At 71.4% G+C, this 18,251-nt stretch carries 12 protein-coding genes; 5 read left to right on the top strand and 7 right to left on the bottom strand.

Annotated features, from left to right (window positions below):
* The first annotated feature begins 111 nt into the window (after positions 1-111).
* The gene (locus Q2K19_RS21210; RefSeq protein ID WP_302763143.1) at positions 112-2,139 is read left to right on the top strand and encodes a hypothetical protein; all 2,028 of its coding nucleotides are present in this window, start codon (positions 112-114) and stop codon (positions 2,137-2,139) included.
* 361 nt (positions 2,140-2,500) lie between these two features.
* On the top strand, positions 2,501-4,510 hold the full coding sequence (locus Q2K19_RS21205) for a hypothetical protein (protein ID WP_302763142.1): 2,010 nt from the start codon (positions 2,501-2,503) through the stop codon (positions 4,508-4,510).
* A gap of 79 nt (positions 4,511-4,589) precedes the next feature.
* Here the strand turns inward: Q2K19_RS21205 and pulA are convergent, their stop codons facing one another.
* From pulA to Q2K19_RS21190, 3 genes are all read right to left on the bottom strand, one after another.
* The gene (gene pulA, locus Q2K19_RS21200; RefSeq protein ID WP_302763141.1) at positions 4,590-10,088 is read right to left on the bottom strand and encodes a pullulanase-type alpha-1,6-glucosidase; all 5,499 of its coding nucleotides are present in this window, start codon (positions 10,086-10,088) and stop codon (positions 4,590-4,592) included.
* Between the two features lie 178 nt (positions 10,089-10,266).
* Entirely contained in the window at positions 10,267-10,944 is a 678-nt protein-coding gene (locus Q2K19_RS21195; protein WP_302763139.1) for a cellulose binding domain-containing protein, read from the bottom strand.
* Positions 10,945-11,042: 98 nt separating this feature from the next.
* Positions 11,043-11,720 carry a hypothetical protein gene (locus tag Q2K19_RS21190; RefSeq protein WP_302763138.1) on the bottom strand — a complete coding sequence of 226 codons (678 nt, stop codon included), beginning with the start codon at positions 11,718-11,720 and terminating at the stop codon, positions 11,043-11,045.
* Between the two features lie 477 nt (positions 11,721-12,197).
* Between Q2K19_RS21190 and Q2K19_RS21185 the strand changes: the two genes are divergently transcribed.
* A complete protein-coding gene (locus Q2K19_RS21185) occupies positions 12,198-13,658 on the top strand; it encodes an APC family permease (protein ID WP_302763137.1) in 1,461 nt (486 codons plus the stop codon).
* Positions 13,659-13,715: 57 nt separating this feature from the next.
* Here Q2K19_RS21185 and Q2K19_RS21180 read toward each other — a convergent pair whose 3' ends face one another.
* Positions 13,716-14,921 (bottom strand): hypothetical protein, encoded by a 1,206-nt coding sequence (locus tag Q2K19_RS21180; protein ID WP_302763135.1) that lies wholly within the window; start codon positions 14,919-14,921, stop codon positions 13,716-13,718.
* Positions 14,922-15,187: 266 nt separating this feature from the next.
* Here Q2K19_RS21180 and Q2K19_RS21175 point away from each other — a divergent pair, with 266 nt between their 5' ends.
* On the top strand, positions 15,188-16,444 hold the full coding sequence (locus tag Q2K19_RS21175; protein ID WP_302763133.1) for a histidine decarboxylase: 1,257 nt from the start codon (positions 15,188-15,190) through the stop codon (positions 16,442-16,444).
* Positions 16,445-16,480: 36 nt separating this feature from the next.
* On the opposite strand, the gene Q2K19_RS21170 is transcribed toward Q2K19_RS21175, so the two are convergent.
* Together Q2K19_RS21170 and Q2K19_RS21165 are read right to left on the bottom strand one after the other, a co-directional pair.
* Positions 16,481-16,870 carry a hypothetical protein gene (locus Q2K19_RS21170; protein ID WP_302763132.1) on the bottom strand — a complete coding sequence of 130 codons (390 nt, stop codon included), beginning with the start codon at positions 16,868-16,870 and terminating at the stop codon, positions 16,481-16,483.
* Between the two features lie 40 nt (positions 16,871-16,910).
* Positions 16,911-17,573, bottom strand: coding sequence for a hypothetical protein (locus Q2K19_RS21165; RefSeq protein ID WP_302763131.1), 663 nt, complete (start codon positions 17,571-17,573; stop codon positions 16,911-16,913).
* Here Q2K19_RS21165 and Q2K19_RS21160 point away from each other — a divergent pair.
* Complete coding sequence (locus Q2K19_RS21160) at positions 17,572-17,784, top strand: hypothetical protein (protein ID WP_302763130.1); 213 nt, start codon at positions 17,572-17,574, stop codon at positions 17,782-17,784. The two genes, Q2K19_RS21165 and Q2K19_RS21160, sit on opposite strands and share 2 nt — an antisense overlap.
* Before the next feature lie 33 nt (positions 17,785-17,817).
* On the opposite strand, the gene Q2K19_RS21155 is transcribed toward Q2K19_RS21160, so the two are convergent.
* The gene (locus tag Q2K19_RS21155; protein WP_302763129.1) at positions 17,818-18,186 is read right to left on the bottom strand and encodes an ArsC/Spx/MgsR family protein; all 369 of its coding nucleotides are present in this window, start codon (positions 18,184-18,186) and stop codon (positions 17,818-17,820) included.
* Positions 18,187-18,251: the final 65 nt, after the last annotated feature.

The raw sequence follows: 18,251 nt of genomic DNA, 5'->3' as shown, positions 1-18,251 counted from the left end.
GAGGATCCTTCTCATACGGTGTCGATCAGAGGCTACAACCGGTTTGTAGCTGGTCGCCCCGCCCGTGGTGGTGCGACCCCTTTGGTAGACACCGAAAGGGCGGAAGCTCTGATGTCCAACGACGTAACGACTTCCGACGGCGGGGCGCCGATGACCCCGCCGACGAGCAGGCGGCGAGCGCTCTGGGTCGCCACCGGCGTGGCCGGGCTGACCGGCGTCGTCGGGCTGGCGGCGCTCGGTGGCCTCGCTGCTCGGGACAACAAGTCCGACGACCCGAAGCGCGTCGCGGAGAACCACGCGGCCGTGCCGCAGAACGCCAGCGACGGCAAACGCGATGACGCCAAGAAGGACGACGACCGGGACGACAAGGGTCGCGACGATGAGGATCGTCGTGATGACTTTGACGACCACGGGCGGGTGCGGGAGGTGCCCTGTGACGAGGAGGAGCTGATCGAGGCGATCGATCTGGCGAACCGGGACAATGGCGGCACGTTGAAGCTGGCCGAGCACTGCACCTACGAGCTGAGCTTCGCCGACAAGAAGTCCGGCACGGGTCTGCCGACGATCAAGGAAGACATCACGATCAAGGGCAACGACTCGACGATCAAGCGGGACTCCGAGGACGCCTTCCGGATCTTCCGGGTCGCCGACGGTGGTGACCTGAAGCTGAAGGACCTCACCGTCAAGGACGGCAACGCCGCCGAGTTCAAGTACGGGTCGGCGCCGAGCTCCGACTCGCAGGGCTCCGGCTCGCAGGGCCCCAGCTGGCAGGGCTCGGGCTGGCAGGGCCCCGGTGCACCCGGCGGCATGGCTGCCCCGGGCGCCCAGGGCCCGCAGACCGCGCCGGCCGCCGCGCCGGCCGCGGTGCAGGCCGCGCCGGTGGCCCTGGCCGCGCCGGCCGCGCCGGTGGCCCTGGCCGCGCCGGGCGCGCAGACCGGACCGGGCTCGCAGGCCTCGGGCTCGGGTTCGGGTTCGTGGTCCGGCGACAAGGACAAGGACAAGGACAAGGACAAGAAGGACGACGGCGAGGGCGACGGCGGCGCGCTGCTGGTCGAGCGCGGCGGCAGCGCCCACCTCAAGGACGTGAAGCTGACCGGCAACAACGCCGAGAACAACGGCGGCGCGATCGCCAACTTCGGCCGGGTCGAGGTCGAGGACAGCAAGATCGAGAACAACCACGCCGGCAAGGACGGCGGCGGCATCTTCAACGAGGGCACCCTCAAGGTCAAGGACACCAAGATCAGCGACAACACCGCCGGCCGCAGCGGCGGCGGCATCGCCAACGGCGAGGACAAGGACCACGACAACAAGAAGGACGGCCACGACAAGAACAGCTACGGCAACAGCAGCTGGGACAAGGACGGCCACGACAAGGACCGCAAGGACCACGACAAGGACCGCAACAAGGGCGGCACCGTCGAGATCGTCGGCTCCGACCACGGCAAGGAAGAGTCCAAGAGCGTCATCGAGGACAACCGGGCCGGCAAGAACGGCGGTGGCCTGTTCAGCAACGACGGCACCGTCACGATCACCCTCACCGTGATCAAGGGCAACACCGCCTGCGACAGCGGCGGCGGCATCTACGCCCTCAACACCGACCTCAAGCTCCACAAGGTCGTCGTCGCCAAGAACCACGCCGAGAAGGACGGCGGCGGCATCGTCAACACCGGCGGCGAGGACAAGAAGAAGGACTGGTCCTCCAACGGCAGCGACAAGAAGGACCAGGACAAGAAGGAGAAGACGGAGGCCACCGCCACCATCTCCGACAGCGACATCCTCGACAACACCGCCGGACGCTTCGGCGGCGGCATCTTCAACGGCGACACCAACGTCAAGATCGAGGACGGCTACCAGGACAAGAAGGACGGCGAGGACGACAACGCCACCCTCACCCTGCGCGACACCGAGATCAAGGGCAACACCGCCCTCAACGGCGGCGGCATCTTCAACAACAAGGGCAAGGTCACCCTGGACAACACCCGGGTCACCAAGAACACCGCCACCGACTCGTCCAAGAAGCACCGCGTCGCCGGCGGCATCCTCAACAACGAAGGCACCGTCAAGCTCGACGACGAATCCACCGTCACCAACAACGACCCCACCAACTGCGCCGGCACCGTCCCGGACTGCTTCAACTGAACCACCACATAACCGAGGGGGTCCCTTTCCGCCACGCCATGGCGGAAAGGGACCCCCTGCCCCCCACGTCACCGCCGGGGGGTTCGTCGTGGTCCTCGACCACTACGGCCGTCTGGAAGCGACCGGCGGCTTCCGCCCTCCGCGACACCCTTCGCCAACCGTGACACCGCTGCTGTGCTGCGGTCCTCCGTGCGGCCGGCGACCTCACCCGCCCCTTATGCGGGTTTTTTTCGTATATGGGCACGAGGTGAAGAAGGTTCTCATACGGTGGTCTTCAGCAGCTACAACCGATTTGTAGCGAAGGCCGCCTCGCCGTGGCGAAGCGACCTTGTCGGGTACAAGGAGAGGGCAGAGAGCTCCGATGTCCAACTACCTTCGCAATAACGATGACGCCACCCGTGAGACGATCTCCCCGATTCGGCGCCGCCGGATCTGGCTCGCCACCGGCGTCGTGGGCCTGACGGGAGCGGTCAGCCTCGCCGGCGTGGCGTACGCGACCACCGGGGCCACCGGCCCCCACCGGCTCGGCGACGTGAAGTGGTCGACCGCCCAGCACCTCACCAAGGACGGCGCCAAGAAGGACGACGACCGGGACGACAAGGGTCGCGACGATGAGGATCGTCGTGATGACTTTGACGACCACGGGCGGGTGCGGGAGGTGCCCTGTGACGAGGAGGAGCTGATCGAGGCGATCGATCTGGCGAACCGGGACAATGGCGGCACGTTGAAGCTGGCCGAGCACTGCACCTACGAGCTGAGCTTCGCCGACAAGAAGTCCGGCACGGGTCTGCCGACGATCAAGGAAGACATCACGATCAAGGGCAACGACTCGACGATCAAGCGGGACTCCGAGGACGCCTTCCGGATCTTCCGGGTCGCCGACGGTGGTGACCTGAAGCTGAAGGACCTCACCGTCAAGGACGGCAACGCCGCCGAGTTCAAGTACGGGTCGGCGCCGAGCTCCGACTCGCAGGGCTCCGGCTCGCAGGGCCCCAGCTGGCAGGGCTCGGGCTGGCAGGGCCCCGGTGCACCCGGCGGCATGGCTGCCCCGGGCGCCCAGGGCCCGCAGACCGCGCCGGCCGCCGCGCCGGCCGCGGTGCAGGCCGCGCCGGTGGCCCTGGCCGCGCCGGCCGCGCCGGTGGCCCTGGCCGCGCCGGGCGCGCAGACCGGACCGGGCTCGCAGGCCTCGGGCTCGGGTTCGGGTTCGTGGTCCGGCGACAAGGACAAGGACAAGGACAAGGACAAGAAGGACGACGGCGAGGGCGACGGCGGCGCGCTGCTGGTCGAGCGCGGCGGCAGCGCCCACCTCAAGGACGTGAAGCTGACCGGCAACAACGCCGAGAACAACGGCGGCGCGATCGCCAACTTCGGCCGGGTCGAGGTCGAGGACAGCAAGATCGAGAACAACCACGCCGGCAAGGACGGCGGCGGCATCTTCAACGAGGGCACCCTCAAGGTCAAGGACACCAAGATCAGCGACAACACCGCCGGCCGCAGCGGCGGCGGCATCGCCAACGGCGAGGACAAGGACCACGACAACAAGAAGGACGGCCACGACAAGAACAGCTACGGCAACAGCAGCTGGGACAAGGACGGCCACGACAAGGACCGCAAGGACCACGACAAGGACCGCAACAAGGGCGGCACCGTCGAGATCGTCGGCTCCGACCACGGCAAGGAAGAGTCCAAGAGCGTCATCGAGGACAACCGGGCCGGCAAGAACGGCGGTGGCCTGTTCAGCAACGACGGCACCGTCACGATCACCCTCACCGTGATCAAGGGCAACACCGCCTGCGACAGCGGCGGCGGCATCTACGCCCTCAACACCGACCTCAAGCTCCACAAGGTCGTCGTCGCCAAGAACCACGCCGAGAAGGACGGCGGCGGCATCGTCAACACCGGCGGCGAGGACAAGAAGAAGGACTGGTCCTCCAACGGCAGCGACAAGAAGGACCAGGACAAGAAGGAGAAGACGGAGGCCACCGCCACCATCTCCGACAGCGACATCCTCGACAACACCGCCGGACGCTTCGGCGGCGGCATCTTCAACGGCGACACCAACGTCAAGATCGAGGACGGCTACCAGGACAAGAAGGACGGCGAGGACGACAACGCCACCCTCACCCTGCGCGACACCGAGATCAAGGGCAACACCGCCCTCAACGGCGGCGGCATCTTCAACAACAAGGGCAAGGTCACCCTGGACAACACCCGGGTCACCAAGAACACCGCCACCGACTCGTCCAAGAAGCACCGCGTCGCCGGCGGCATCCTCAACAACGAAGGCACCGTCAAGCTCGACGACGAATCCACCGTCACCAACAACGACCCCACCAACTGCGCCGGCACCGTCCCGGACTGCTTCAACTGACCGACGGTCAGCGTACGGATCGACGCAGAGCATCCGGCCCCCTGCCACCTCGGTGGCAGGGGGCCGGATCGTCGTCGGATCAGCTCTGCACGAAGACCGCCACGCTGCGGGCCGGCACGGTGAAGGTGCCGCCGGCCTGGTCGAACGAGGCCGTGCGGAGCGCCGGATCGGCCGAGTTCCGCAGCACCGGGTGCAGCGCCACGTTCGCCCCGCGCAGCCCGGCCACCGTCTGCTTCGCCGCCTCCGGAGTGGCGTTGAAGACCACCGTGATCGACTTCCACGTCCCGCCCAGGCGGCGGGCGTCGAGGGTCATGGTGACCACGCCCGGCGTCTCCTGCTCACCCGAGAGCGGGAAGGCGACCCGCTGCTGCACCTGGTCGGCGGTGGTCAGCCCGAAGACCGGCGAGGACCGGCGGATCTCCAGCAGTTCCGCGTAGCGGGCGTCGGCCAGGTCGATCGCCGCGCAGTCCGGCACCAGCTTCGGGTCGGCCAGCAGCGGCTTGGCGTACGACCACTTGCTCTCGTTGTCCGCCGCCGGCGGGAGACCGGCGCCGAAGCCGTTGCCCTGGGTGCAGTCCCACCGGATCTGGTTGAACCAGTCCCCGGAGTTGAACGAGTTGCGGTCCAGCGACTTGGAGCGCAGCCGCTCCGAGCCGGCCGTCACGAACCCGGTCCCCTGCCCCATCACCACCGTGCTCAGGGCGATCACCTGCATCCGGGCCCGGTCCTGGGCCGAGGTGCCCTGCGGCAGCTTGTACGCCAGCGCGTCGTACAGGATCTCGTTGTCGTGCGCGTCGACGTAGGTGACCGCCTCCCCCGGCGCGGCCGTGTAGCCGCCGGGCGAGCCGTTGTAGTCGACCTGCGCGCCGGTGACCTGCCGGCCGGACGAGTCGGTGAACCGGTAGCCGCGGAGGTTGCCGGTCAGGCCCACCTTGATCAGGTCCTGCTGGTGCAGCAGCCGGGCCTTCTGCTCCGCCGCCGAGCCGTTGACGTCGTCCCCGTTCGGGTCGGTGAAGAGGCCGGACGCGAAGCCCTGGAGCCGCGGGTTGCCGTCGAACGGACCTCCGCCGCGCACCGCGTCGCGGAGCCGGTCGTTGAAGGTGCCGATCCCGGTGCCCGCCATGTTGGCCTGGGTGGCCTGCACGAACCGGGCGTCGTTGGCGACCTCGCCGAAGTTCCAGCCCTCCCCGTAGAGCAGGATCTTCTTCCCGTCCACGCCGTCCGTCGCGACGGTGAGCCGGTCGAGCGCGGCGCGGACGGCCAGGATGTTCGCCTTCGGGTGGTGCCCCATCAGGTCGAACCGGAAGCCGTCCACCTTGTACTGCCGGGCCCAGGTGACCAGGGAGTCCACCACGAGCTTGCCCATCATGGCGTGCTCCGGGGCGGTGTTGGCGCAGCAGGTCGAGTTGGCGACGGTGCCGTCCTCCAACAGCCGCTGGTAGTAGCCCGGCACAACCTGGTCGAGCACCGACTTCGGGTCGACGCCCGCGGCCGAGGTGTGGTTGTAGACCACGTCCATGACCACCCGCAGGCCGGCCTGGTTGATGCCGGCGACCATCTGCCGGAACTCGGTGGTCCGCTGCGCCCCGGCCGGGTCGACGGCGTAACCGCCCTCCGGCACGGTGTAGTGCAGCGGGTCGTACCCCCAGTTGTAGCCGTCCTTGTCGGCCACGGCGGTGACGCACTTCTGCTGCTGGTCGGAGTCCGGGGGCAGGGCGGCCAGGTCGCAGGCCGGCTGCGCCTGATCGGCCCGCTTCTCGGGGATGGTGGCGAAGTCGAACGCCGGCAGCAGGTGCAGGTAGTTGACCCCCGCGTCGCCGAGCGCCTTCAGGTGCTTCATCCCGGCGGTGCCCGGGTCGGCGAAGGCGAGATAGGTGCCCCGCCGCTCGGCCGGCACGGTGGTGTCGGCGACGGAGAAGTCCCGGACCGACAGCTCCTGGATCTGCGCCTTCGACGACGGCACCGCCGCCGGCTTGCGCAGGTTCGTCCAGCCGGCCGGGGCGAGCGCCGGCTCGCTCAGGTCGACGATCTGGCTGTGCGTCGAGTCGGGCGCCAGCGCCACCGAGTAGGGGTCGGTCACCGAGGCGGTGACCATCTTCTGCGCCGCCGGCTGCCAGGCCTCGACCTGGTAGCGGTAGTACTTGCCGGTCCACGCCTTCGTGCCGCGCACCGACCAGACGCCGGTGCGGTCGTCGCGGCTCATCGACACGGTCTTCGGCGCGGCCGCCGGCGAGTCGAAGAGCTGGAGCGACACCGTGCGGGCGGTCGGTGCCCAGACGGCCAGGGTGGGCACCTTGCCGGCGAACGTGGGGCCGAGCTTCGCCTGGGTGGCGGCCTGGTAGACGTCGTCGAGCACGCCGGGGATCTGCACGCCGGTCGCGCCGAGCAGTTGCCCCTCGGCGTCCCGTTCGGTCACCACGAGCTGCCCGCGCAGCGCCGCCGGCACCTTGGCCAGGTCGGCCGGGTCGAGGGTGAAGGCGTGGTAGGCCCAGAGCTGCGGGAAGGCCTGCCGCTGCGCCTCGGTCAACCCGTTGCGCTCCGCCCACAGCGGCAGGGTGGTGTACGTCCCGGCCAGCTCGCCGTCGGTGACGGTCAGCCCGCCGGCCGGTGCGGCGACCAGGGCGTACCGCTTGCCGTCGGTCGGCCCGGTCTGCCAGGCGACGGTGGACCGGTCGATCCACTGCGCCTTCTGCTTGGTGATGTCGAGGTCCTTCGCCACCCCCGAGGTGGTCGCCGGCAGCAGCCGGCCCTTGACCCCGGCCAGCAGCCAGATCTCGTGCCCGGCGGCGGCGAAGTCCAGCCGCTGGTCGTCGGGCTGATCCTTCTCGTCGCCCTTGTGCACGATGTAGCTCAGGCCGGTGGCGCCGGCGGCCAGGGGCACCCGGAACACCGCGCCGAACGAGTCGACCCGCTCCGGCTTGAGCGGGCTGCCCCAGTCGGTCGGGTTGGCCGCGCCGTCCCAGAGGTGCAGGCCCCAGCCGTCGTAGTCGCCGTCCGCCTTACGCCAGTGGATGACCGCGGTGCTCTGGTCGACCGGCGGGTCGGGCTCGCCGGTGGCGGCCTGCCGGGTCGGGTAGAGCGTGGGATCGCCCTGCTTGACCCAGACCTCGCCGGTCTGCGTCACGTCGATGGTGCGGTCCTGGTCGACGTCCTTGGTGCCGTTCCGGTCGACCACCAGGAAGCCCACCGACTTCGCGGCCGGCTTCAGCTTGACCCAGGCGAACCGGCCGAAGGAGTCCTCACCCGCGAACGGCTGCCCCGCGGGCCAGTCGGTCTGGTAGGCCGGGTCGATGTCGCCCCAGGTGTAGAGGCCCCAGTCGGCGTACCCGCCGGCCGGGCGCTGGTAGTGCACGATCGCCCAGTCCCGGGACGCGCTCTGCGCCGGGGTGCCCACCACGCCGGTGGTCCGGGCGCTGGCGATGCGGCCCTTGCCGTCCCGGACGACGGCCTTGTACTCGATCTTCGTCCCGCCGGCCAGGCCGGTCAGGTCGTGGTGGACGGTGTACGGGGTGTGGTGCGCACTGCCCAGCAGGGTCCACTTGCCGCCGGCCACCCGGGCGGCGAAGGTGACGGTCGCGAGGGGGTCGCCGGTGACCTGCGCGGTGACGGCGGCCGTGGTGGCGACCGGGGCGTCGCCCGGCTCGGTGACGGTGACCTGCGGTGCGGCGTCGGCCTGCGGGATCGCCCGGTCGGCCTGGAGGACCACGGCGGACATGGCCGGCACGGCCACGGTCAGCTTGCCGTCGGCGCCCGCCGTGGCGGTGGCGGAACCGCCGTAGATGCCGGTGAAGGTGGCGCCAGCCGACCAGGTGTCCACGCTGACAGTCTGCGCGGTCGCCGCGTTGTTCACCGCGACGACGTACTCGGTGCGATCGGTGGGCAGGATCCGGGAGAAGCCGAAGACGCCCGGGCCGTCGGTCGCGTACCGGGTGACCTGGATGCCGTCCCGCAGCGCCGGGTGCGCCTGCCGGAGCTTGCCCAGCTCGGAAATGGTCCGGTACAGCGGGTGGGCGGTGTCGTACTGGTCGCTGGCGTGGGTACGCGTGGTGCCGATCAGGTCGTCGTCCAGGTAGTCCGCCGTCTTCGAGGCGAACATGTCCTGCCGGGCGTCCTTGTCCCCGCCGGGGCCGGTGAAGCCCTGCTCGTCGCCGGAGTAGACGACGGGCTGGCCACGGGTGAGGAACATCAGCTGGTGGGCGAGCTCGTCGCGGCGCAGCTGGCTGGCGTCGTCGCCACCGGCCGCCGCGACGAACGAGCCGATCCGGCCCATGTCGTGGTTGCCGAGGAAGGTGGTCAGCCGGTTGGCGTCGGTATTCCGGGCCGCGTACAGGTCGTCCTTGGCGTACACGTCGGCGAGCGTCTTGGCGGAGCCGCCGGCGGCGGTGTAGCCGCGCGCGGCCTCCTGGAAGGAGAAGTCGAGGGTGGCCGGCAGGCCGCCCTGCCGCACGTACGTCGACTCGATCTGCTGGTCGGCGCTGTAGACCTCGCCGAACATGAAGAAGTCCGGCTTGCCGGCCTTGGCGGCGGCCGCGTTGATGCCCCGGGTGAACTGCGGCCAGAAGTCGAGGTTGGCGTGCTTGACGGTGTCGAGGCGGAAGCCGTCGACGCCGGCCTTGCCGATCCACTGCCCGTAGATGTCGGTCATGCCGCGGACCACCTCGGGACGCTCGGTCCAGAGGTCGTCGAGGCCGAAGAAGTCGCCGTACTCGCTGTTCTCGCCGGCGAACGTGGAGTCTCCCCGGTTGTGGTACATGGTCGGGTCGTTCAGCCACGCCGGGACCTTCACGGTCGCGTCGGCCGCGCTGGCGAAGGTCGGGGTGTACGGGAACGACTTCTCGTTGACCTGCGGGAACGCGCGGGTGCCGTCGGCGTAGTTGCGATCCTCGAAGGCCCGCCCCTGCGCGTCCCGGTAGGGCGCGGTCTTCTTGTCGACGTAGCCGTACTTGTTCTCCGCGTACCGGATCACGTCGGCGGTGTGGTTGACGATGATGTCGAGGTAGACCTTGATGCCCCGCTGGTGGGCGAGGTCGACCAGCTTCGTCAGCTCCTGGTTGGTGCCGAAGTGCGGGTCGACCTGCGTGAAGTCGGTGATCCAGTAGCCGTGGTAGCCGGCGGAGACGTCGGCGCCGGTGCCCTGCACGGGACGGTTCTTGAAGATCGGGGCGAGCCAGATGGCCGTGGTGCCGAGGCCCTCGATGTAGTCCAGCTTGTCGATGACGCCCTTGAGGTCACCGCCGTGGTAGAAGCCCTTGTCCGTGGGATCCAGGCCGGTGCTGAGCCGGTCGCCGGTCAGGCCGCCGCTGTCGTTGCGCTTGTCGCCGTTGGCGAAGCGGTCCGGCAGCACGAAGTAGAACTGCTCGGCCCGGGCGCTGTCGCTGCCGGCCTTGAGCAGCGCCTCGGCGGACGGCTCGGTACGCCACTGTGGTGCGCCGGCGGCGGCGAGGACGTCGGGGGTGGCCGGGCGGTCGCTGCCGTCGGCGCCCAGCTGGCGGATGGCCACCGGCACCCCGACGAGGGTGAGCACCAGGGAGGAAACCAGGGCGAGCAGGGCCTTGCGGGATATCGGCGGGGGTTTCATCGACGGCCTTTCTCTGGTCGCTGATTCGCCCGCACGCTAGCCCTTGCCGAAACATTCTGCAATACCTTGCAAACCAAGTCGTAACAAAGCAGCTGCCTTGCAAAACGTGGCCCGCCCGGACGCCCCCGGGCGGCAGCCGGAACGCCGCCACGGTGGACGGCGTCGTGCCGGGTCGGGGTCAGAAACCGGCGCAGCGCGCGCCGTTGACGGTGCAGGCGTCCGGGGTGGTCGTGGCGGCCGGCTCGACGCGGAACCGCAGCCGCGCCGAGGCACCGGGCGCCAGGTCCACGCCGCTCCGGTACGTCAGGTCGCCGCCGGACCCGCTGGCCCGCCCCTGCTCGGCATCGACCACCCAGGTGTCGGCCACCTGCCCACCGGAGAAGGTCAGTCGCACGGTCCAGCCCCGGACGGTCGAGTCCGCATTGACGATCAGCACCTCGCCGACGAAGCCGGTCTGGAAGCGGGTCACCACCGCGTAGCGTCCGGTCACCGACGCCGGGGGCGGTGCGGCCGGCGCCGGCGGCGGCGGGGCCGGCCGGCCGCTGCGGGCGCCCGCGGTGACCGGCGGGCTCGGCGCCGGCGCGCCGGACAGCACGGTCGACCGGGGCGACAGCCCGGGCAGCACCGGGACGTCGGCGGACGTCGGCGCGCGCGATGCCGTGACGGCGGGCAGGTCCGGCAGCGACACCGGCGCGGCCGGTGGCGGGAGGTCGGCGTAGGTGCGCCGGTCCCGGGTCGCACCCAGCGCCACGACCAGCAGCACCACCATGACGATCGCCCCGATCGCGACCAGGACCCAGGGCGAGGAGGCGATGGCCGCGGCGGGCGAGAGGCGGGTGCGACGCGTGCCGGACATGACCCTCCCCAGTCGATACCGTCCGGTGAGCGTAGTCATCGGGGGCAATGTCGGAAAGTGCGCCACCCGTTACCCGGGCGCGTCGACGGATCTCGCGCTCAGCCGATGACGCAGTCGGTGTCGTTGACCGTGCACTGGCCGGGGCGGTCACCGGTGCCCGTACGGCGGAAGTGCAGCTTCACCACGGCCGCCTTCCCGGACGGCAGCGCGCCGGTGCCGCGCAGCACGAACACCCCGCTGCCCTGGGTGCTGACCGACACCCCGGCGGTCGAGGAGGCCTCGACGCTCTTCACGTTGCCCGCGAAGAGCAGCTCGACCTGCCAGCTCTGGCTCCGGCCGGAGCCGTTGGTGACGGTCAGCCGGGCCTCGAACCAGTCCCGACCACTGCCGGTGGCCTCGTACGTGGCGGTGAGGTCGCCGGCCGACGGCGCGGTCAGGGTGGCCGGTCTCGGCGACGTCGAGGGCCGGTCCGGGGTGGCCTGCGCCGAGGGCCGGACGCTGCGCGACGGGGTCGGCGAGGGACTGCCGTCCACCCCGACCGGCGGCGCATCGCTCGGTGCGGCCGACGTGGTCTGCGCCTCGGCGGTCGGCAGGTAGATCGGCGGGTCGGCGCTCGTGGGAAGGGCGTGATGCTCCTCCGCCCGCAGGGAGAAGAGGGCGACCAGCAGCAGCGTGGTCAGCAGCCCCACACCGAGCAGCACCACCATCCACGGCGCCGACGTCAACACCCGCGACGCCGCCGGCGCCTCGGACGTCTGATCCTGCCCGGCGCTCATCCTGCTCCCCCTCACCGCAGCCGACTCGCCAGCCTAGCCAGGGTGGTCGACGGTTCTCAGCACGGGCGCCACCATCCGACCGTCCGGTCGAGGCGACGCGCGGAACGGATGATCGGTGTCGCCCGCTTCGGCCCCGTCGCCCCGGCTCCGGGTGTGGCCGCGGCGGCCCGATCGCCCACCGGATGACGCCCTCCGGCGCCGACACTCCGCCACGGCGCGCACTCGGCAGACCGCAGCGCGTCGTCGGCAGACCGCAGCGCGTCGTCGGCTACGCTGTCCGAGCTCATCGATTGGAGTTCCTAAATGGCTCAGAACTGGGCAATATCGCTCAAGATCGTTGAAGCCATCCATTGTGGATGACCGGTCGCCGGGCAGCAACCACCACCGCGACACCCGAGCACCGGGACCGCGCCAGCGCGCCGGTTCCGCCGTCCCGCCCCGACAACCAGCCCCTCACCCCGACTCGGAGCACCTTCCATGCAGATTGCCAGCGCGCCAACCGGGCTCGTCCGCAACTCCCTCGGGACCGGCGCCCTGTTGGTGTTCAGCGCGACCGCCTCCTCCCCGATGGCCGTGCTCGCCGGTGCCATCGTCGCCACGTACGCCTCGACCGGCGTCACCGGCACGCCGCTCGGCTTCCTCGTGATCGCGGCCGCGTTGCTCTTCTTCTCCGTGGGTTACCTGGCCATGGCCCGCTACGTGTCCAGCGCGGGCGTCTTCTACGCGGCGCTCGCGGCCGGCTTCGGGCGCTTCTGGGGCGTGGTCGCGGCCCCCGTCGTGCTGCTCGGCTACAACGCCATCCAGATCTGCCTGTACGGGTTGCTCGGCTCCGTCGTCAGCAGCAGCCTCGGCGGCTCCTGGTGGGTCTGGGCCCTGCTCGCCTGGGCCGGGGTCGCCCTCGTCGGCGTGCTGAAGTCCCGGATCAGCGTCGGCCTGCTCGGCGCGGTGCTGGCCGTCGAGGTCGCGCTGATCCTGCTCTTCATCTACACCTCGTTCGCCCATCCGGCCGGCGGCACGGTGAGCTTCGCGCCGCTGGACCCGGGCAACCTGCTGGTGCCCGGCATCGGTGGGGTGGTCGCCTTCTGCGCGGCGTCGTTCGTCGGCTACGAGTCCGCCGCGGTCTACTCGGAGGAGTCGCGCTCCCCGCAGGCGGTGTCCCGGGCCGCCTACTCAGCCCTGATCCTGCTCGGCGTCCTCTACGCCCTCGCCGCCTGGGCGCTGGCCGTCGCGGTGGGGCCGGACCGGGTGGTGGACCAGTCCCGCGATCCGTCGTCCGGGCTGCCGTTCTCGATCCTGGAGACGCACGCCAGCCCGCTGCTCGGCAGCGTGGCGACCGCCCTCGTGGTGACCAGCGTCTTCGCCGCGATGGTCAGCTTCCACAACTCGATCGCCCGCTACACCTTCAGCCTCGGGCGGGAGCGGGTGCTGCCGGCGGTGTTCGAGCGGATCGGCCGGGGTGGGGCCCCGGTCGCCGGCTCGGCACTCCAGTCGGCGATCGCCCTGCCGGCGATCCTGATCTTCGCGCTGACCGGGGCGGACCCGGTGGCCATCATGTTCAGCTGGCTCTCCGGCGTCGCGGCCATCGCGGTGCTGCTGATGATGGCGGTCACCTCGCTCGCCGCGGTCGCGTTCTTCCGCAAGGGCGGCGGCACCACCGAGACCGCCTGGCAGCGTACGGTCGCCCCGCTGATCGGCGCGGTGCTCGTCGGGGCGGCCCTGCTGACCACCCTGGTCAACCTCTCCGCCGTCCTCGGCGCGCCCGAGGGCTCGACCACGAAGTGGCTGGTCCCCGGCGCGGTGGCCGCCGCGGCGGTGATCGGCCTGGGTTGGGCGACGGTCCTGCGGAGCCGCCGGCCAGAGGTGCTGGAGAACGTCGGCCAGGGCCAGCCCCGCCCCCTCGCGGTGATCGAGCAGGACCTGATCGGGCGCTCCCTCTAGGCCGCCCGGCATCCGACGGCCCCGCCCCCGACCCCGGGGCGGGGCCGTCGTCCGTGCTCAGCGCCAGCGCCGGCCGCCGCCCGTGGCGACCGCGGCTGCCATGGCCTTGCGCTCCTGGCCGGCCAGCACCAACTGGTTGAGGTGCTGCAACCAGCGCCAGGACGGCTCCGCCTGCTGCTCCGAGCTGAACGGCCGCCAGCTGCGGTACTCCACGCCACCGCTGGTGAAGTACGGGAAGGTGGCGTACACCTCCACCTGTTCATGGGCGCGTGCCGGCCGCTCGACCACCAGCAGGTTGTTGTCCGCCAGGACCACCCTGCTCCGGCCGGGAATGCCCATCCCGCCGACGGCCGCCAACGGCTCGTCGACGACCTCCTCCCCGGAGCCGAGCAGGGTGGAGACGGCGACTCCGACGTACGTGGCGTCGGCGGGCATCGGCTCGGCCGCCTGGGTCATCTGGGCCGCCGGGTCGAAGACCCGGCCGTCGGCGAGGTAGCCCTTGGCGATCTCGGTGAGCTCCTGCAGCAGCGCCGGCAGGTCCTGCACGTCGGCGCCGTCCCGGAACAGCCGGGACGCCGCCTTGATCTCGTAGTAGGGGCGGCGCGGGTCGGAGAACCGCGGGTCGAGGCCGGCGTAGAGGAAGACCAGGGCGTGCGGCCCCACCGGCTTGGTCCGGCGCAGGTCCCAGTAGTGCGAGGCGTGCAGCGCATTGGCGTACTGCACCCGGTGCACCACCGCCTGCCGGATCTGGTTCTGGACGGCCTGGCCGGAATAGCCGTCGGCGGTCGGCCCGGACCCGCCCGGGATCGGATGCCCACTCGCCGGCGCGGTCGACGCCCACGCCGCAGGGGCGCCGTGGCCGGCCGTCGGCGGCGCGTCGTAGGGGGACGCCTCGGGGGCGGGCCGGCGTCTGGTGTCCGGCATCCCGAAGCGCGGCGCCTCCGCGCCCCGGTGGGCGGGGGTTTCCGGGCCGACGTACCCCGCCGGCGCCGCGTACCCGGGGCCGGCCGCACCCGGGTAGCCCGGAGCCGGGTAGCCGGGTGCGGTCGACCCGTAGCCGGGGCCGGTCGGCGACGGGCCGGCGCCGTAGCCGGCGTCCGGCGGGCCGGCCGCCGGGAAGGGGTGGCCGCCGTCCCCGCGCCAACCCGCCGGTGGTCCGACCGGCGGTGTCGTCGGGGGGTACGCCGGCCGGTGAGCCGCGCCGCGGTCACGAGGATCCTCATAGGACGGACGGGACAACGGCGACCGGTGATCCTGCGACACGTGGCAGCTCCTGGCTAGCTGGAATTCGCCCGGCCGATGATTTCACTGAGTGCACGGGTTATCAACCGTGCGCACACAACGCGAGCTCGGTGACCGGTCCGGCACCCGGCACTGTCGATTGTGGCCCGACACCAGGAGACCTTCGGTCGAAGGGGCTCCCAGCGGTCGATCGTGGACAGTTGGTGGCCGAATTGGTAACGCTTGCCTGCTCTCCGTGACTCATGGTCCACTCTTTGCGCCGTGCCCGCGTCATGAGGAGCCACCTGTTGCCAGCCGACCCGAGCCGCGACGATCCCGTCACCGATCCGGAAGAGCTCCTCGCCGAACTCGCCACGCTACGCTCGGCCGTGGCGGCCGGCCGGCAGACCCACGTCGGCTTCCCGGTGGCCACCGACATCGACTACAGCCCCCTCGCACCGCTCTTCGGCTCCCTGCTGAACAACATCGGCGACCCCTGGACCGACCCGGCCGGCGCCAACCACACCAAGCGCTACGAGCGGGAGGTGCTCGGCTGGTTCGCGGACCTGTTCCAGGCGCCGGTCGACGACCGGTGGGGCTACCTCACCTCCGGCGGCACCGAGGGCAACCTCTACGCCCTCCGCCTGGCCCGCGCCCGCTTCCCGAAGGGCCTGGTCTACCACTCCGCCGACGCGCACTACTCGCTGCCCAAGTGCCTGGACCTCCTCGGCATGGACTCCGTGGTGGTCCGCACCGACGAGCGCGGCGAAATCGACTATGACGACCTCGCCGGGGTGCTCGACCAGCACCGGGACCGGCCGGCGATCGTCGTGGCGACCTGCGGCACGACGATGACCGAGGCCGCCGACGACGTGCCGCGGATCCGGCGCCTCCTCACCCGAGCGGCGATCCGGCACCACCTGCACGTCGACGGGGCCCTGGCCGGCGTACCGCTGGCCCTCGCGGACGGCCGGACGTCGCTGCGCCTGAACTCGACCGCCGACAGCGTCTCCATCTCCGGCTACAAGTTCCTCGGCACCCCGGTGCCGTGCGGGGTGGTGCTCACCCGTCGCACCCTCCAGCAGCAGCTCGGCCAGGCCGCCAACTACACCGCCACCGTGGACACCACCATCAGCGGCTCGCGCAGTGGCCACCCCGCGGTGCTGCTCTGGTACGCGATCCGCAGCCTGGGCCGGCGCGGCCTGCGGGAGCGGGCCGACCGGGCCCGGGAGCTGGCCGCGTACGCCGTCGACCGGCTCAACGAGGCGGGCTGGCCGGCCTGGCGGCACGACCACGCGTTCACGGTGGTCTTCCCCACCCCGCCGGCGGCGGTCACCGCCAAGTGGGTGCTGGCCAGCAGCGCCGGCCGCAGCCACCTGATCTGCATGCCCGGGGTGAGCAAAGAGGTCATCGACGAGTTCGTCGCCGACCTGGCCGACGCGGTGGACCCGCGCCCCCGGCAGCGGAAGCGGCGCGCCCCGGCCCGCCGGACGACCCGGCCGACGGCCGAGGTGGCCCCCACGACGCCGGCCGACGTGCTTCACTCGGCACCGTGCCCGCGCTGACCCCACGCACGGCAGGTGCCCCGCCGGCCGCCCGGGTCAGGCGGTACGGATGACGGTGCAGATGGCCGGGCCGTCGTCGGTGAGCCGCAGCAGGTAGCGGTAGCGTTCGCCGGGCACCGCCCGGCCCCGGCTGTCCAGGAACTCCCAGCGCACCGCCACCTCGGTGAGCAGCGCGGAGACCTGCTGCACGTCGTCGATCTGCGCGTTGGCCGCGATCAGCTCCCGCTCCTGGTAGTCGGGGGCCGCCCCGACGAAGCTGAGCGCCACCGCCGCCGGCGAGGTGAACGAAAAGCTGTAGGTGTCGGCCACCACCAGCCCGGGCAGGGCGTAGCAGCCGGCGATGGCGGGCAGGTCGCCGGTGGTCAGCGCCACGCCGTACCGGTCGAAGAAGTCGGTCAGCGCGTCGAGATCGGTGGAAGCCGTCACGGCAGTCTCCATTGCCGCGCGGACCGCTCGGCAAACCTGGTCAGCGCGGCGGGATACGCACCTCGATCTCCGCGCCGAGCTGGGCGCCCCCACTCAGATCGAGGTCGTCGCCGCTCCAGAACCGGCCCGGGTCGTACCAGTTGGGCCGGCGGCCGGCGGGCAGCAGCCCCATCGCCTCGTAGGTCACCGCCACCACCTCGGCGCAGTAGGCCGTCTCCAACGCCCGGTCGCGTACCGGCACCGCGCCGGTGTCAGGGGTGGACCGCCGGTGGCGGCGCAGGTCGGGCACCCGGCCCCGGGCCCACCGCCAGGCAAGCTGGGCGGTGGACGGGAACGGGGTGCCGTCGAGGCGCGCCACGGTCCGCAGCACCGCCTCCTCCATCGCGGTGTCGGCCGGCGGTTCGAGCTGGCGCAGCCAGGCCCGCTGCCCGTACCGGTTGGCCCAGACGCAGACCGCGTCCCGCAGGTTGTGCAGCTGCACACCGCGCTGGTGGCTGCCGGTCCACATGTCCCGCAGCGAGCGGCCCAACTCGGCGTGCCACATCAGCGGCGGCATGTCGTCGAGCACCACCGCCATGCCCACATGGTTGACTGGGCTGTTGGTGGTGAGCTGGATGGCCCGGTCCGGCACGCTGCGCCCGCGGAACACCCACAGGTCGCCGGTCCGGGTCAGCTCCACCGCCTCGTCCAGGCTGATGCTCATGGAGGTCTACCCTATGCCGAAGCGGCAACGGATGCGGTGGTGGAAGGTGCTCGGGCTGGCCGGGCTCGCCGGCGTGGCGGCGACCGGCGTGGTCGTGGCCCGGGCGGAGCGGCGGCGCCGGGCGTACACCCCGGAGGAGATCCGGGACCGGTTGCGCGAGCGGCACGCGCGGGCCGGCGGCGGTGCCGCCGCGGCCGACAACGGCCGCTGACGGCCCGCCTGTCCCGACCCCGTCCGGTCCGCGTCACCCGTCGGTACGGCGCACCGCCTCGTCCAGGGCCTCGGGGGTACGACCGACCAGCGCGCTGCCGTCGTCGAGCAGCAGGATCGGGCGCTGGATCAGCTCCGGGTGCGCGACCATCGCCGCGATCCAGCGGGGTTCGGTGTCGTCGTCGCGGGGCCAGTCGGCCATGCCGAGGGTGACCGCGGCCGGCTCGCCGGTGCGGCAGATGTCCCAGGCCCGGGCCTCGAGCCGGCGCAGCACCTCGGTCAACTCCGCCGCGGTCGGCGGCTCGGTCAGGTACGCCCGCAGCCGGTAGGGCACCCGCGCCTCGTCCAGGGTCGCCCGGGCGGTGGCGCACTTCGAGCATGACGGGTTGTGCCAGATCTCCATGCGGGACATGGTGGCAGATCGCTCATCCGTCGATTGTGGATGGTGTGCGATTCCGTCTCGGTCGC

This window comes from Micromonospora sp. NBRC 110009 (genome assembly GCF_030518795.1).
Classification (GTDB): domain Bacteria; phylum Actinomycetota; class Actinomycetes; order Mycobacteriales; family Micromonosporaceae; genus Micromonospora.
The sequence above is the reverse complement of the archived record's forward strand: the minus strand, read 5'-3'. Positions and strand labels throughout refer to the sequence as shown.

Bases quoted from the DNA above. Each gene is read 5' to 3' on its own strand.
- Q2K19_RS21155 (WP_302763129.1), bottom strand. From the start codon at position 18,186: ATGGAGATCTGGCACAACCCGTCATGCTCGAAGTGCGCCACCGCCCGG.
- Q2K19_RS21195 (WP_302763139.1), bottom strand. From the start codon at position 10,944: ATGTCCGGCACGCGTCGCACCCGCCTCTCGCCCGCCGCGGCCATCGCC.
- pulA (WP_302763141.1), bottom strand. From the start codon at position 10,088: ATGAAACCCCCGCCGATATCCCGCAAGGCCCTGCTCGCCCTGGTTTCC.
- Q2K19_RS21190 (WP_302763138.1), bottom strand. From the start codon at position 11,720: ATGAGCGCCGGGCAGGATCAGACGTCCGAGGCGCCGGCGGCGTCGCGG.
- Q2K19_RS21185 (WP_302763137.1), top strand. From the start codon at position 12,198: ATGCAGATTGCCAGCGCGCCAACCGGGCTCGTCCGCAACTCCCTCGGG.
- Q2K19_RS21160 (WP_302763130.1), top strand. From the start codon at position 17,572: ATGGAGGTCTACCCTATGCCGAAGCGGCAACGGATGCGGTGGTGGAAG.
- Q2K19_RS21205 (WP_302763142.1), top strand. From the start codon at position 2,501: ATGTCCAACTACCTTCGCAATAACGATGACGCCACCCGTGAGACGATC.
- Q2K19_RS21165 (WP_302763131.1), bottom strand. From the start codon at position 17,573: ATGAGCATCAGCCTGGACGAGGCGGTGGAGCTGACCCGGACCGGCGAC.
- Q2K19_RS21210 (WP_302763143.1), top strand. From the start codon at position 112: ATGTCCAACGACGTAACGACTTCCGACGGCGGGGCGCCGATGACCCCG.